The 14195-nt window shown below is 60.9% G+C and carries 13 protein-coding genes; 1 reads left to right on the top strand and 12 read right to left on the bottom strand.

Features of this window, described 5'->3' with window-relative positions:
- Nucleotides 1-32 precede the first annotated feature (32 nt).
- From ASD99_RS06185 to ASD99_RS33845, 4 genes are read right to left on the bottom strand one after another with little or no spacing between them, the layout of a single operon-like run.
- Nucleotides 33-404 (bottom strand): hypothetical protein, encoded by a 372-nt coding sequence (locus ASD99_RS06185; protein ID WP_057143031.1) that lies wholly within the window; start codon nt 402-404, stop codon nt 33-35.
- Between the two features lie 60 nt (nt 405-464).
- Nucleotides 465-1949 (bottom strand): type I secretion C-terminal target domain-containing protein, encoded by a 1485-nt coding sequence (locus tag ASD99_RS33835; protein ID WP_057143032.1) that lies wholly within the window; start codon nt 1947-1949, stop codon nt 465-467.
- Nucleotides 1942-2697: a VCBS domain-containing protein gene (locus ASD99_RS33840; RefSeq protein ID WP_057143033.1), complete on the bottom strand. Its 756-nt coding sequence runs from the start codon at nt 2695-2697 to the stop codon at nt 1942-1944. The genes ASD99_RS33835 and ASD99_RS33840 overlap by 8 nt, the downstream gene beginning before the upstream one ends.
- Nucleotides 2649-4568 carry a VCBS domain-containing protein gene (locus tag ASD99_RS33845; RefSeq protein ID WP_057143034.1) on the bottom strand — a complete coding sequence of 640 codons (1920 nt, stop codon included), beginning with the start codon at nt 4566-4568 and terminating at the stop codon, nt 2649-2651. The genes ASD99_RS33840 and ASD99_RS33845 overlap by 49 nt, the downstream gene beginning before the upstream one ends.
- Nucleotides 4569-4892: 324 nt before the next feature.
- On the opposite strand from ASD99_RS33845, the gene ASD99_RS06205 reads away from it, so the two are divergent.
- Nucleotides 4893-5834 (top strand): transglutaminase-like cysteine peptidase, encoded by a 942-nt coding sequence (locus tag ASD99_RS06205; protein WP_057143035.1) that lies wholly within the window; start codon nt 4893-4895, stop codon nt 5832-5834.
- A 25-nt stretch (nt 5835-5859) separates the two neighbouring features.
- On the opposite strand, the gene ASD99_RS06210 is transcribed toward ASD99_RS06205, so the two are convergent.
- From ASD99_RS06210 to ASD99_RS06245, 8 genes are all read right to left on the bottom strand, one after another.
- Entirely contained in the window at nt 5860-6507 is a 648-nt protein-coding gene (locus ASD99_RS06210; RefSeq protein WP_057143036.1) for a ribbon-helix-helix domain-containing protein, read from the bottom strand.
- On the bottom strand, nt 6497-7786 hold the full coding sequence (locus tag ASD99_RS06215; RefSeq protein ID WP_056582501.1) for an HlyD family type I secretion periplasmic adaptor subunit: 1290 nt from the start codon (nt 7784-7786) through the stop codon (nt 6497-6499). Before ASD99_RS06215 ends, ASD99_RS06210 begins: the two co-directional genes overlap by 11 nt.
- A gap of 42 nt (nt 7787-7828) precedes the next feature.
- A complete protein-coding gene (locus ASD99_RS06220) occupies nt 7829-9961 on the bottom strand; it encodes a type I secretion system permease/ATPase (protein ID WP_082525255.1) in 2133 nt (710 codons plus the stop codon).
- Between the two features lie 39 nt (nt 9962-10000).
- Nucleotides 10001-11449: a TolC family outer membrane protein gene (locus tag ASD99_RS06225; RefSeq protein ID WP_056582503.1), complete on the bottom strand. Its 1449-nt coding sequence runs from the start codon at nt 11447-11449 to the stop codon at nt 10001-10003.
- Nucleotides 11450-11922: 473 nt separating this feature from the next.
- Complete coding sequence (locus ASD99_RS06230) at nt 11923-12486, bottom strand: invasion associated locus B family protein (protein WP_200950970.1); 564 nt, start codon at nt 12484-12486, stop codon at nt 11923-11925.
- Nucleotides 12456-12917, bottom strand: coding sequence for a DUF4189 domain-containing protein (locus ASD99_RS06235; RefSeq protein WP_056582507.1), 462 nt, complete (start codon nt 12915-12917; stop codon nt 12456-12458). The genes ASD99_RS06230 and ASD99_RS06235 overlap by 31 nt, the downstream gene beginning before the upstream one ends.
- 37 nt (nt 12918-12954) lie before the next feature.
- Nucleotides 12955-13620, bottom strand: coding sequence for a hypothetical protein (locus ASD99_RS06240; RefSeq protein WP_057143038.1), 666 nt, complete (start codon nt 13618-13620; stop codon nt 12955-12957).
- Between the two features lie 13 nt (nt 13621-13633).
- Entirely contained in the window at nt 13634-14191 is a 558-nt protein-coding gene (locus ASD99_RS06245; protein ID WP_056582511.1) for an invasion associated locus B family protein, read from the bottom strand.
- Nucleotides 14192-14195 lie beyond the last annotated feature (4 nt).

The following is a 14195-nucleotide window of genomic DNA, read 5'->3' on the forward strand; positions in this document are numbered from 1 at the left end:
GATGGCCAACAGGCGTGGGTTCGCCTATCCGGTCAGTGCATGTACTCGACCATGCGATCGTGAAAACACTCGCATTTGTTGAGGTAGTCTTCGTCCTTGTAGTTCGTCTTGAGGTAGCCATAGGCCTTGCCGCAAGCGACCTTGGCCTCCGATGCCCAGACGAAGACGGGCCGCGACGAGTGAATCCACTCCGAGTTGTTGGCGACGGCGACCGACTCGTCCATCAGCTTCACCACCTGCTCCCTGAGATCGACGATGTTGTCGTTCAGCACCAGGTTGGAGGTGCCGACGACACGGCAATAGTCGCCGGTTGGACCATCGATGATGTCGGCGGCGTAACCCGTCGACCCGACTGCCAGCAACAGCGTCGCAGCGGAAACAAGCAGTCTTGCAGAACGTTTCATGTTGAGCTCCCCTAGATATTAGCGGTGTATAACATAATCGCGTGGCCACGCGCCATGGCGTTAACCCACCAGATTTGCCGTCGTCGTGTGCTGGGTAACGCCGTCGTCGTAGAGCAGCGTGATCGTGTTGGCAGCGGGGTGGTTCACGAGTTCCGCCACTTGGACAAAATTGGCCGGATCTCCCGAACCGCTCGTGTCGACACTCAGCACGCCGGTCCCCGCATCGTAGTTGACGAAGTTGCCGACATTCGCAGGAGCCGAGTCGAACAGGGCTGTCAGATCGATCTTGTCGCCGTCGCCGCCATTGAAGTCGGTGATCAGATCCTTGATGTCGAGGTTCTCAAGTCTGAACGTGTCGGCGCCCGTCCCGCCGGTGAGCGTGTCACTCCCGGCACCACCGACCAGCAGGTCGTTGCCGGCGCCGCCGATCAGAGTGTCGGCGCCGCCTTCGCCTCTGAGCATGTCGTTGCCCAGTCCGCCGGCCAGGTAATTGGCGCCGGAGTTTCCGAACAGATAGTCATCGCCTGAACCGCCAATCAAACCTTCAATGCCAGTCAGGGTATCTCCCAAGGCGTCGCCACCGGTGATGTTGCCATCACTCGGATTGCTGGGGGTGCCGTGAACACCGGACGCGCCACCGGCATCGGTCAGGTTTATCGAGACGGCCGCGACGCTGCCGGTGTAATCGGCAATGTCGGTTCCGCCCCCGCCCGAGATCGTGTCGGTATGCATGCTTCCGGCGATGACGTCGTTGACCGTTCCCGCAAAGCCTGGGAGCGAGAAGGATCCGCCCGAACTCGCAGCTACCTGATGGATGTCCAGGGACTGGGTTGCACTGACGTCTCCGTCGCCATCGACCGCACTGACTTGGAAATGCAAGGTGGTATCAGCTGGCAGTATCGTTTGCGAGATGTCGACGGCAGACAACCTCATTTTCGAACCGGGATCGCCAGTTATGGAAATCAGGTTGAAGTCCATCGAAGGGTCGATAACCAGATGTCCACCTACGACCGTCGCCGTCCCGTTCTCGGTTTCGCCGGTCACGGAGTTGGTCGCGGTCCAATGAACAGAACCAGAGCCGTTGTTCACACTAAAATTGAGGCTACCGATGAGTTTTGGGTTCAGCGTCGGAGCATCGTTGCCTGCGGTAGCGGAGGTATGGAACTCCATGGTGAAGTTCTCACCATTCTCGACAAACTGATCGGCGACCCCGAAGCCCTGCGTCGAAGAATTGACGCCGGTGCCACTGCCGGTGAACTCGATCAGGCCATCCGGAGTTTCGAGGAAAGGAGTCGGGCCACCCGGCGACAACCCCGAGAGCGTTTGGGTTACAGTTGTCGCCGCATCCGGCGTGATAAGCGCAAAGGCGTAGGTGCCATCTGGATGCAAGGTGAGTGAATAGATATCGGTCCCCGTGGAGGTTTCGGCCAGCAGCACTGTCGTTCCGTCAGCCTGGACTGTCGTGCTGTAGCTAACCCCCGTGATCGCCGGTCCCGTTATGTTGAAATGGTTGACGCCGTCGGCTCCCGCCACGAAGTCAAACAAGCCGTTGACGGATCCGACCTCGTTGGGGATCGTACCCGGCGTGAAAGCTCCAAGCGTCGGCACGTCGTCGGTGACGTCGATGGTGATGGTGTTGGTGATCGTGTTGCCGTTGGCGTCGGTGGCCTGGTAGGTGAAGGTCTCGACATTGTTGAGCGTCGGCGCCGTCGACCGGCGAGGTCAGCGTGTAGCTGTAAGTGCCGTTGGCATTGAAGGTCAGCGTGCCGTGTGCGCCGATGGCGTTGCTCACCAGTGCGTAGGTATAGGGTCCGGTGCCGCCCGACACATTGTCGACGACCGTTCCGGCGATGGTCTCGGCGGTGCTCGACGGGTTGCTGCCGATCGGCAGCGCCGCCTCGTTGACCGTCAGGTCGTCGTTGGAGGCGGCAAGGCCGCTGTCCGACAGGTTGATGGTCAGGGTCGTCGTCGACAGGTCCCCGTCACCGTCCATGATGGTGTAGACGAAGGTCTCCGTCGCGCCTGCCGGCGGGACCACGTTGGGCAGGCCGTCATAGCTGTAGCTGCCGTTGGCCTGCAGCGTCAGCGTGCCGAAGCTGCCGTTGATCACCGTGTTGACGCCCGTCGTCACCGCCGTCGTGGTGTCGCCGCCCGCAACGCGAACCCCGACAACGCCGCCGCCCGCCGCCGCACCGTCGGCGCCGAACACGTCGGCCGTGCCGTCGCTCAGCACGTTGCCGAGCACTATCCCGCCCTCGACAACGCTGTTGGTGTCGGCATGTGCCGTCGGCACGTCGTCGCGACGATATTGACGGAGAGCGTGGCGTCGGTGCTCTGCAGATCCTGGTCGGTCAGCGTGACAGTGAAATTCTCGAACGTGCCGTTGGTGCCCTGAATGGGATCATGCGCCTCGTTGTCGACCAGCGTGTAGGTGTAGCTCACCTGGCCGGTGGCAGCATTGTAACCCGTCACGTTGAGTGTGTTGCCGAGCGCGGTGGTGAACGAGCCCGCCGTGAACACGCCGTCGGTGATGAAGGCGTTGCCGTCGATCGCCAGCGAGTGGATGCCGTCGGGCGAGGAGACGGTGAAGGTGCCGGCGGCGGCCTCGGCCGTGCTTGCAGGATCGGACCCAGGTCCGCCCGGCGTGCCGACATTCAATGCCGCTTCGTTGACGATGACGTCGCCGCCATTGGCCTCCGGCGTCAGGTCGGTGATCACAGGCGTCGAGTTGCCGATCGAAATCGTCAGCGTGGTGTGCGAGGTGTCGCCGTCACCATCCTTGATCGTGTAGGTGAAGACATCGGCGACGCCACCGGGTGTGCCGGCATCGCGCACGTAAGTATAGCTGCCGTCGCTGTGCAGCGTCAGCTTGCCGTATTCGCCCTGGACCGGTGTGTTGAGTGTAGCCGCGCTGTCCAGATCGACATTCGTCGTACCCTTGGTAACGCCCACCACCGTCGCGCCGTCGGCGCCCTGGGTGTCGGCAACGCCGTCCGTGGTGTTGGCGTCGACCGCATCCGTTCCGCCGACAAGCACATTGCCTGTTGCGGGGCCAAACTGGCCGGCTGCAATGCTGTCCGTATCGGCAATCGCCGTCGGCACGTCGTCGACGATGGCGACGGCAAAGGTCGTGCTGGCCGAATCGCCGTCGACATCCGTGACAGTGATGCTGAAATTGTCCGGAACCGTGTCGGTGGGCTCGAATCCGTTCGTCTGATTGGGATGAGTGACCGATTCGGTGACCGTGTAATTGTATTGGATAGCACCAGTGCTCGGATTGTAGGAGACGATCGTCAGGAAGCCGAAATCGCCCGGGATCGGCTGGCCGACGCCGGTGACGGTGACGCCGTTGATGACGATCGACCCAATTCCATCCGGTGCGGTGATGTTGATCGTTCCGATGCCGGAGGTTTCAGAGCTGCTGGGCGCGTCGCTGCCGGGTGATTGAGCCGGACCACCGTCAAGGCCGGTTTCGCTGGCAGCCTGGTCCGGGCTGAGCAATGACGTGGCCACCACTGAAACCGGTCTGTCGACGATAGATGGGAACAGTTCGCGCCGCTCCAGAAGCCCAAACTGCAAGGCAGTCGGCGGCAACAGCGCCGACAGGTCGAACCCGTCGCCGATGCCGCCGGGGGGAACCGAGAAGTCTCCGCCTGCACTCGAATTCGAACCGCCCGGGCCGGCCGACATGGAACCGTCGGCGCCGAAGGCGACATCGACATGGCTGGCTTCCAGCGCTGCCAGCAGCGCGACGCGCGGCACCTCGACGTCGCCAATGATGAAGGTCGGCACGTTCAAGGCGCCGTCCTTGATCACGATCACCGTGCCGTCGGCCTGTTCGAGCAAAAGGTTGTGGCCGTCGACCTTGATGTTGTCGATCGAGACGTTGGCCGGAAGCCTTACCACGTGGCTGGCGTCGGCCACATATTCGTGCGGCGCAGCTGCCGGCGGTGCCTTTGCTTCCGCGGGGGCTTCTGGTTTGACAGGCGCTCCGCCGCCGACATCGACCGGCACGGGTTCGGACGCTGCCGGTGCGGCCTGCTGCGTCGAATTTGCTTGTGCGACCTGCATCTCTGCTGGCGATGTCTGGCTGTCGTGTTCATTGGACGCGGAATGCTCGTTCAAGGAACCCGAAAAACTGTCCAAATCGATATTGGTGGTCATTGCTGAAACCCCTCCGGTATTTCCCGGAAAGAGACAGTGACCGCCTCTACTTTGCAACAGTCCCGTAAACTGTTTCATATACTCTGATATGCATGGCTTGGCATTTTTTACACGTGGTAAACCGCGATAATATAACTGGATATATGTTGGCCTCCATGCGGCTTGCTTGACCGATGGCAGACCAGGGATTTCTGATAAATGAAAGTATAAAATTGAATAAAATTTTATGGAAAATAGATGTAGTGATTTGTGAGAAATTTATCCACCTTCCTTTCCAATAATTTGAGACAAGATTGGTAGCGTCCACAGTCAAAGGTGGGCGTTATGAAAAAAGAAAACTCCCTGGGAAAAACCAGGCTCAAGGTGCTCTTGCTGGCAATCGGGCTTGTCGGCCTGGCGGGGCCATCCTTCGCGGATGCCGTTTCCAGCGAGGTCGCCGCACCCGGCACGGCTCTGGACAAGGTCCAGACGCCGCCCAGTCTCGGCGGTGTTTCGCTGGCGAGGCCTCTGCCATGGCAGCCTTCGGCCCCATACCGGATCGGCATGGTTTTCGGCAGCTATGGCGCCGCGGTTGTCGACCGCGGGGATGGCTCGTCAGTGGGACAAGGTGAGGCCGGGATAGATCCGGTGCAGACGGCGTCGATCATTCCGGGTGTGTTCGGATCGGTTGCCTTGTCCATGCGCAATTTTCCCGTCGCGGCGCGCTGGGCGCCCGTCTACCGGGCCATCACCGCCTGCTCGGCAGGCAGCCCCTGCGAGCGCAAGAGCGCGGCCTTCGCCAGCATGATCTCCGCCGCTCAAGGCAAGGGATTCAGTGAGAAACTATCCTTCGTCAACAGCAGCGTAAATCGGCTGATCGCCTACAGGAAAGACAGCGTCGTCTACGGCAAACTCGACTATTGGGCAAAGCCTTCAGAGATTCTCGAGCGGCGAGCCGGCGACTGCGAGGATTTTGCCATCCTCAAGATGACGGCCCTGCTGCGGGCCGGCATTCCAACGCAAAGCATGGCGCTGGTTGTCCTCCAGGACCGCAAGCGAGGCTTCTTTCACGCTGTGCTGTCGGTGAGCACGGGCAGCGGCACCTTCATTCTCGACAGCCTCAGCAACAGCGTTGTGCGCGATAGCGATCTCCCGGATTACGTTCCGCTCTATTCGTTCAGCACGGACCGGGCCTGGATCCACGGCTCAAGACCGGGCGGAGCCCAGATGGCCGACATCAAAGGCGGTTTCGCAACCGTTGCACCTGGCGAAGGTTTTCAGCCATAGGTTCTCGTTAGGCTTGGCGGCGCATTCAGCCGCCGAAGACGAACGCCATCAGCAACTCCGGTTCGAGCACTGGGGCCCGCACCGCATTCAACTGACCCCGGTATCGACGCTCACCGGCGCCGATGACAAAACCGGTAGCCACCGGCGCTTCGCCATTGGCATCGAGCCGCGCGAAGATGTCGGCCACATTGAGGTCCAGCGCCAGCTTGAGGTCGTGCCGGGCATCATCGCTTGGAACGATCGGCAACTGACGCTTGACCAGTTGCTGGAACGGCGCGTTGAACGTCAGGATCTTCTTCGATGAAGCCAGGGCAAAGGCCGGTGACGGGCAAGCAAGCAGTATGGCGCTGATGGTATTGATCGACGCAAGCCTTCGCAAAGTCAGGTTTTCGTCCGCCAATCCACGCATGCAAGCCACCCTGATCGCGGATGTCAGGTTACCTGTCTGCGCCTGGCTTTCGGCGATCTCATCGATGAGCATGCCGATCGTGCATTTCCTGCGTTCGGCCATCTGCTTCAGCGACAACCAGAATGTCCGTTCCAAGCGGATGCCGCGTCGTATGCCGCCGCGCGCCACAACCCGAAATTCCAGTCCGAAATCCTCGGCCGCAACTGGAGGAAGCAGCCGCTCGCGATCCGCGCGATCAGAATGAGAGCTGGCGCTACCGCTCACTCATCGCCTCCTCACGCGCTTTGTTAATCGGCTTCAAGAGGTAGTGCAGGATCGTCTTGCGCCCGGTCTTGATGTCGACCGAGCAGATCATTCCGGGGATGATCGAGTAGGCCTTGCCATCCCTCAGAAGAGTCGATTTGTCCGTCGACACGCGCACCTGGTAGTAGGGCTCCCCTGTCTTCTGGTCGACCAGGCTGTCGGCTGTGATGTTCGCGACCTTGCCCTCGATGCCGCCGAAGATCGAGAAATCATAGGCGGTGACCTTGATAAGTGCTTCCTGGTCGGGGCGAATGAACGCGACATCCCGTGGCGAGACCCGTGCCTCCACCAGCAACGTCTCCGAGGTTGGCACGATGCCGGCCACCACGGCACCAGGCTGGACGAAGGCACCGACCGTGTTCAGCTCCAGCGTGTTGACAATGCCGTCCACGGGAGACCGGATATCGGTGCGCGCGACCTTGTCGGTGGCCCCCCTTATGGTTTCGTCCACCACCGAAAGGTCCGCCAGCGCCTGGGTAAGGTCATCCAACGCCTCCTGCTGGAGTTGCAGGCCTAGTTCTTCGACCTGAAGCTGGGCTTCGGTGATCGCGGCCTTGGCTTTCTTTATTGTTTCGCCCGCTAGGTTCAGCTGACCGTTGAGTTCGGTCTGTTCGCGCTCCACCCGGAGCTGCTCGGTCCTTGCCATCAGGCCTTTCTTGACCATCGCGTCGACCAGTTTTGCCTCCTGGTCGCTGACGGCCAGGTTCTTGGTGAGGCGGTCGGAATTGGCTATCGCCTCGGCCAGCTCCTTCTCGCGCTGGTCAAGGCGTGACTTGAGCACGGACAGCTTGTTGTCGAAGTTCTCGCGCCGGGCGATGAGCAGCTTCTGTTCATTGTCGCAGATTTGCGGAGCTATAGACTGAATGTCCGGCGGGCACGGAAATGGGCCCGAGAGGTTGCCGCCCTGTTCGTATTTCAACCTTGCTATGCGCACTTCCAGCGCGCGCGCCTTGGCCTGCTGCTCGCCAAGGCTGGACGTGTTGAGCGTATTGTCCAGGCGAATGATGAGATCGTTCTTCTTGACGATCTGGCCAATCGTCACGGCGATCTCCTGAACGACGCCGGCTTCGCTCGCCTGAATGATCTGTGTCTTGGAAGCGGGTATGACCTTGCCGTCGCCGCGTGCGATCTCATCGACTTCGGCAAAGGACGCCCAGGCGACAAAAACGACAAAGAGCGCTCCTATGATGAATATGGACGCCGACGCAAACAGCGGCGGTCGATCTTCCCTGGCAAGCATTTCCCACGCCCCAACGCATTGGATACAGCAATATCTGTTTTGTCAGGCGCTTGTTTTCTGCAGCGCCTGTATGACTTGGTCCTTCGGTCCGTCGGCTACGATTTTGCCCTGTTCGATAACGATCAGGCGGTCGGCCAGTTCAAGCATGCTGAAGCGATGTGTCGAGACGATCAGCGTGGTGTCGCGGTCAAAGGCGACTTTGAGCTGCTTTATCAACTGGCGTTCCGATGCGAGATCCATCGAGCCCGACGGCTCATCCAGAAAGACGATTTTCGGTTTGGTCAGCAGCAGGCGTGCGATCGCCACCGTCTGCCTCTGCCCGCCTGAAAGATTGGTGCCGCGCTCGCCGACATTCATGTCGTAGCCGCGCGGGTGGCGTGAGACGAAATCGTCGACGCCGGCAGCCTTAGCCGCTTCGATGATCTGGTCGTCGGTAGCCTCCGGGCATGCCATCAGGAGGTTTTCCTTGATGGTGCCCGAGAACAGATCGCCAGCCTGCGCAACGATGCCGACCGCGGCGCGAACCTCGGACGGGTGATACTGGCGAATATCGATCCCATCCAGCAGCAGCTCACCGGAGGTCGGCAGGAAAAGCCTGCCGATCAGCCGGCCCATCGTCGTCTTCCCCGATCCTATGCGGCCGATGATGCCGATCCGCTCACCCGGCTTCACCGAGAAATTCAGGCCGGTCAAAACCTCGTTTTCCGAGCCGGGATAGACAAACCCGACATTTCTGAACACCATTGCCCCCTTGCGAATGGGGCGGTTGACGAAACCCACCGTGTCCGGCCGGTCTTCTGGTTGAGCCATGATCGAGTTCACCATTCTCAACGAGAGCATGGCCTGGCGAAACCGGGACAGGGTGATGGCGATCTGGCCGAGCGGCGCCACGGCCCTGCTCGCCAGCATCACCGTTCCTATGATTGCTCCCGTCGAAACATGCCCTTCCGAGAAGGCATAAGCGCCGGCCACGACCAGAGCGACGGTCACCAACTGTTGTATGGACTGGGTTATGTTGCCCGCGGCCGCCGAAAGCTGCTTGATCTTCTCGGACGTGTTGGCGGCGTTCTTGGAGTGCTCCCCCCATTTGCGCAGCAGATACGCCTCGGCGCGCAGCGACTTGATGGTCTCCAGCGTGGAGATGGATTCAACCAGCAGGGCCTGGCGTTGCGAAGCTTCGTTCATCGAGGCGGCGACGCGCTTGCCGATGCGGCGCTGGGTGATCAAGCCGACGATGACGGACATCACGAAAGCCAGCGCCGGTATGATCACCAGCCAGCCGCCTATCGCATAGATGACAAGAAGAAAGACGAAGACGAATGCCGTGTCGATAAACACGCTGATGGTGTTCGAGGTGAAGAACTCCCTGACGAACTCGTATTGCGTGACCCTGTTTGCGTATTCACCGGTCGAGCCGGGACGCGCCGACAGCGACGAGTTCAGCACTTTTTCGAACAGGAGATAGGATATCCGAAGATCCGCTTTGCGCCCGGCATAGTCGATGAGAGAAGCCCTGGCCGTCTTCAAAAGCAGGTCGAACAGGATGACGGCGCCAATGCCGATTGCCAGAACCCACAGTGTCGATACTGCCTTGTTCGGCAGGATCCTGTCGTAGACGTTCATGGTGAAGATCGGCGAGGCTATGGCAAGCACATTGATGAACACCGCCGCCAGAACGACCTTCGAATAGGTGCGCCAGAAGGCGCCCATCGTTCCGGTCAGCCAATGTCTCCGCTCGATCTTGGCTGCCGAGCCGATCGTCATGCCTTCGGCGGCGTTGGCGTAGGTTATCGAGAACGATACGCCGCCGCTGATGTAGCTGGCGGCGAGTTCCGATCTGTCGATTGCGGTGCGGCCGTCTTCCTGCGGGGCGGTGATATACCCACCGCCTTCGGTCTGGGCGAGCAGGGCGACTGGCAACTGGCTGACGCGAAAGACGATGGCGGGAAGATCCACGCGTCCTCTCAGAAAGTCGCGGTGGCCGAACTCGGTGACCTCCAGGCCAATGCGCTCTGCAAGGTGCCTGATGTCGTCGACTTCAATTCGCGTGTCCGAGAGCGGCACGCCGGCGAACAGCACGGTCTCCGCGCTCGGCCTGCCGAGATATCCAGCAACCGCCGAAAAGCAGGCCTTGAACGCCTCCTTGGGGGAGAGAATGTTGGGTTGCTGGTTCACGATCTGCCCGTCAGGACTCTCGCTGGACCTTGCGTCGTCTTATTGCTTCCTCACTGGGGCGAGAATATCGAAAGGCAGGTCGTTCTTCTGCTCCGATGGCGTCCGCGCATAGGTTTCAGTGTCTGCGGTTTCCGGTGCTGCAAACTCGGCTCGTGCATAGGCCGTCGCTTGCTTTGCCGGCTGAAGGTTCATCGTTTTCAGCAACTGTCCGGTCGCGGCCAGAAGCCGGTACTGGGCAAACAGCGATGCATAGGACGCCGTGTCCGCCAGCGTTGCCGTGTTGAACCGCGTATTCTGCGCATCGAGCACGTCAAGCAGCGAGCGCTGTCCGACTTTGAACTGCTCGCGATAGGAAGCGACCAGCTTCTCATTGGCGGCGGCTTGTTGCCTCAGGGTCTTTGCCAGATCGGCTTGCCGGAAACGGCGATCCCATGAGGTGCGAACGGCTTCCTCGATTTCGCGCTGGACCTGATGCAGCGCGAGACGCTGTTCGCTGGTACGGCGGATCTGCTCCTGCTCGTTGGCCTTGTCGATGCCACCGCGGTAGAGGTTCCAGCGCAGGACCAAGCGCGCCTGCAGGTCGGTGGTGTCGCCATCGTCACCGTCAATGTCGGTTCCCGCCCGGGCGCGACCTTCAGCGATGATGGAGGGGCCAAATTTTGCCCGCGCGGCGTCCACGAGGGAGGCCGCCGCATCGATGTCGCTGTTGGCCATGTGCACGCGCGGATTGCTTTCCCGTGCCAACCCTATTGCCTCGTCGAGCGAGCGCGGGAGTGCGGCCGAGACATCGCCTGGCCTCGAAGGGCTGGTCAGTGGCTTTCCGACAGTCTTGAAGAAGCGGATCTTGGCCGCTTCCAGTTCCTCGGTCGCCTCCTGCATGCGCGCCTTGGCGGCGAACAGCCGTTCCTCGGCCTGTTGCCGGTCGGCCTCGTTCAGCGCGCCGCCCGAGATGCCTTGCCGGATGTCGCCGAGAATTCCTTGGTGGAAGCCGAGATTTTTCTTGGCTTCGGCAACGATCGAGGCCTGCAGCATGTATTCCAGGTAGTCCTGGACAACGGACAGCCCGATGAATTCGGACCGTTCCAGCACCCGGAACGAAGCGCCATCGACGCGCGATGCCTGACGGTTCAATTCGGCCCGCCTTGCGCCGCTGTCATAGAGCGTCTGCGAAACGGTAAGATCCGTTTCAGCCGGATAGAGCGCGTCGTCTTGGATGGAAAGCGAGCGCCGGGATGGATTGTCGAGTCGGCGAACGCCAGCCGATGCCTCGACATCGACACTGGGAAGATAAAGGCCCTTGGCCTGCCGCAACTCGAACTCGATTGCTTCGCGGTTTTCGATTGCCTGTCCAATCTCGGGATTGGATTCCACCGCAACGGCCATCGCCTCCTTGAGCGTGAGCGCATGAGCGCTCGCGCAGGTCAGCATGGTTGCCGCCATCAAGAGACCAAGGCGCTTGCCTATGGTCGACACGTTTGTCGTGTTCATTTTACCCACCCTAACGTTTCCCCAACGCCTTTCCACAGCGCTACAACCAAGCCCAAGGGCCTGCCGTTGGAGAACTATCCAACAGATTCACGAAATATGTGAGTGATTATTAATTTAGATACCGCTAAAAGGGCGGATTCGCGCTACAAGGCTGCGAGATGTAGCAAAAATAGCACATAAATATCGACCCGCTGCGGTTGCACCCGGACGCTGTCACGTGTGGGAAAGCACAAGAAACTGAAGGGTCGTTAGGCAACCAGGCAGAATCATAGCAGGCGCGAACATCCGCTATTGACGACTGGACCCGGAGTTGGATTGCTGTTTCGGACAGCGCGACCCGAAGTGCCGCGTCGAAAAAATACACCATCGGCGGCGGCCGGTGTGCGTGTCATGCCGCAGGCATCGCCCGTTACAGCCTCATGGCCGGGCAGCCGCGAACCCGCTCCGGAAGGTTGCGAGCTGACCCGTTCCCCTCAATTTGCGCTTAACGCCACCATGCGGTCGAGCGCCGCGGTCAGGCCGTGCAGCGACACCGGGAATGTCAGCGGGGTCTTGGCGTCGGTCGTGACGTTGAGCTTCAGCACCGTGCCTCCCCTCATCTTTCCAAGTGTCGGCCGATCAATGGCAAAGACCGCGATGCAACCCGTTGGCAGGCAGGTCCTGAAGCGCTGCGGGGACAAGGGCGGCTGATCGTCGATCTGGAGCGTCACGCCCGGATCGAGCAAGATGCCGAAGGGCAGAAGCAATGTAGCCATCGTCGACCCGTCCGCGCGTCTCTGTATCTCAACGGCAAGCAGCCTTTGGCCGTTCTTTTGAACCTGGTCCTGCGAAAGCGAGCAGACCCTCGCATTCTCCTGGACAGAGCAAGCCACGCTCCAGTCCTGATAGACTTCGCGCAGAGACGACGGTCCATCCGGGACAGCCGCCACCTGTTGCTGCGCCGACGCCGGCGACATCAATGAAAATAGGATTGCCCCACATGCGGAGACGGCGTTTGGGCCAAACTTCATGTGCAGACCCACTCGCGGATCTTGCATTTGCTTCCCGCCGCCTCGCAGGCCTGCAAAGCGAGGTCTTCGGCTTCCCGGCGGGTCTCGGCCGAATTCACGCCCCAGGGCGTGAAACGGTTCTCGGCTTTGTCTGCCACGGCGAGCGCACCGCAGTGCTTGTAGGGAAAGCCGGTCTCGTCGTCATCATTCCAATGGCGATGGTTGCGGAAGACGGCGACGACGTTGCAGGCCTTTCCGCCCGCATTCTCGCAATATTTCTGCGCGATGTCCTTCGCCTCCTGCCGCTTGTCGGCGCCCCAGAAGAAGCCGTATTTGCTATCGGCCTGCGAATAGGCGATGGCCGCCCAGATGCCTTTTTCCTCCTGCTGCGGCTCCGGCGGCGCCACCAGGTCGGCCGAGATAACGTGTCCGCTCCACAACAAGGTCAAGCTCAAAACTGCCAAAGCCCGCAATCTCATGGTCGGCGCCCCTTTCCTTAATCCCATTCGCTTCGCCTTACTTCGCCGCCGAAGCGACGGAGATCACCACGCAGCTTTTGCCCGTCGGCAGGAGAAGGGCTTCCCCGGCGTTGCCGCCAAGTTCGTACACCTCGACCTGCCCAAGATGGTCGGTGATCTTGCTGCCCTGCGGAAGAATGGACGGGATGTCGGCACACGGGCTGGCGAATGGCGCAACCCGCACCATCGCCCCTTCGCAACCCGAAGCGGTGGGCGATGCGAAAACGACGCCGGCAGCCGGCCCGCTATAGCGTTCCGATGCATAATCCATGCCGACAAAGGCCTGGACGGCATGCTTGTCGGCGGCCTGGTCGTTCCACAACGATTTGACGCTGTACTTCGTGCCGGTCGTCAAAATCTGTCCAAGCACAGGAAAGATGGTCGAACAGGCCTGCACGCCGGCCTGCTTGACGTGCTCGAGGAAAGGCGTGTCCGGAAGTGCCGGCGACGGCGTCGAAGCCTGTGCTGCCGTCGCGCCGCCGACCAGATTGGCGATCGCGGCATAGTTGCCGGCGGCGAAGCCAAAGCCCGCCACGACAAGCCCCAACAGTGAAAATCCGACGACGCGCGGCCATCGCCGCCGGGCGGGTTCGACGAGCCTCTGTCGATCCGCCTCGACGGTCGGAGTGCGTTTTGCGGACGTGAACTGATCCTGCTGGCTCATGGTGGTGCCCCGGTTATTTGAGTGGTGAAAGGGCCTCTGACAGCCCCTTGAGCGTTGCGGCCACGGTGATCGTCTTGCCGTCGACGGTAGGGTAGGAGATCGCCGGCGTCGCGTTCTGCGAGATCTGCTGACGCATGACCGGCCCGACCGGCAACATGCCGACGCACACCATCTCGTTGCAGCCGTTCAGGTGAACGTCGATCGCCTGTCCCCGCCCATCGAACTTCAGCGACACCACGCCGTCGCTCCTGGCGTTCGGAGCGGTGCGCAGGATCATGTAAGGCTTGCCGTCCTGAGTGGCGGCAAGCGACCAGCTGAAGGCCATTTTGCCGGACGCGTCCTCGATGATTTGCGAGACATTGCAGACCTTCTTGCGCGCTTTGAGGTTCTCGTCGCAGATCAGCGTCCAGTTCGCGAACGGGCGGATGGTGCGCTGGTAGTCTCCGAGCTTCACCTCGGGCGGCACCACCACGTCCGAAGGCTTGATCCTGTACGGCGAGGCAACCTGCCCGGCAGCCGGCACGAGGCCGCCGCAGAGCGCCAGGCAGGTCAGGGCAACAAGTCCTTTCATTCCT

This window comes from Mesorhizobium sp. Root695, assembly GCF_001428185.1.
GTDB lineage: Bacteria > Pseudomonadota > Alphaproteobacteria > Rhizobiales > Rhizobiaceae > Mesorhizobium.

What these genes read in the sequence shown, in the direction of transcription:
- ASD99_RS06225 (WP_056582503.1), bottom strand. Translation starts at nt 11,449, where the DNA reads ATGAACACGACAAACGTGTCGACCATAGGCAAGCGCCTTGGTCTCTTG.
- ASD99_RS33845 (WP_057143034.1), bottom strand. Translation starts at nt 4,568, where the DNA reads ATGACCACCAATATCGATTTGGACAGTTTTTCGGGTTCCTTGAACGAG.
- ASD99_RS06245 (WP_056582511.1), bottom strand. Translation starts at nt 14,191, where the DNA reads ATGAAAGGACTTGTTGCCCTGACCTGCCTGGCGCTCTGCGGCGGCCTC.
- ASD99_RS06240 (WP_057143038.1), bottom strand. Translation starts at nt 13,620, where the DNA reads ATGAGCCAGCAGGATCAGTTCACGTCCGCAAAACGCACTCCGACCGTC.
- ASD99_RS06205 (WP_057143035.1), top strand. Translation starts at nt 4,893, where the DNA reads ATGAAAAAAGAAAACTCCCTGGGAAAAACCAGGCTCAAGGTGCTCTTG.
- ASD99_RS06230 (WP_200950970.1), bottom strand. Translation starts at nt 12,486, where the DNA reads ATGCAAGATCCGCGAGTGGGTCTGCACATGAAGTTTGGCCCAAACGCC.
- ASD99_RS06235 (WP_056582507.1), bottom strand. Translation starts at nt 12,917, where the DNA reads ATGAGATTGCGGGCTTTGGCAGTTTTGAGCTTGACCTTGTTGTGGAGC.
- ASD99_RS06185 (WP_057143031.1), bottom strand. Translation starts at nt 404, where the DNA reads ATGAAACGTTCTGCAAGACTGCTTGTTTCCGCTGCGACGCTGTTGCTG.
- ASD99_RS06215 (WP_056582501.1), bottom strand. Translation starts at nt 7,786, where the DNA reads ATGCTTGCCAGGGAAGATCGACCGCCGCTGTTTGCGTCGGCGTCCATA.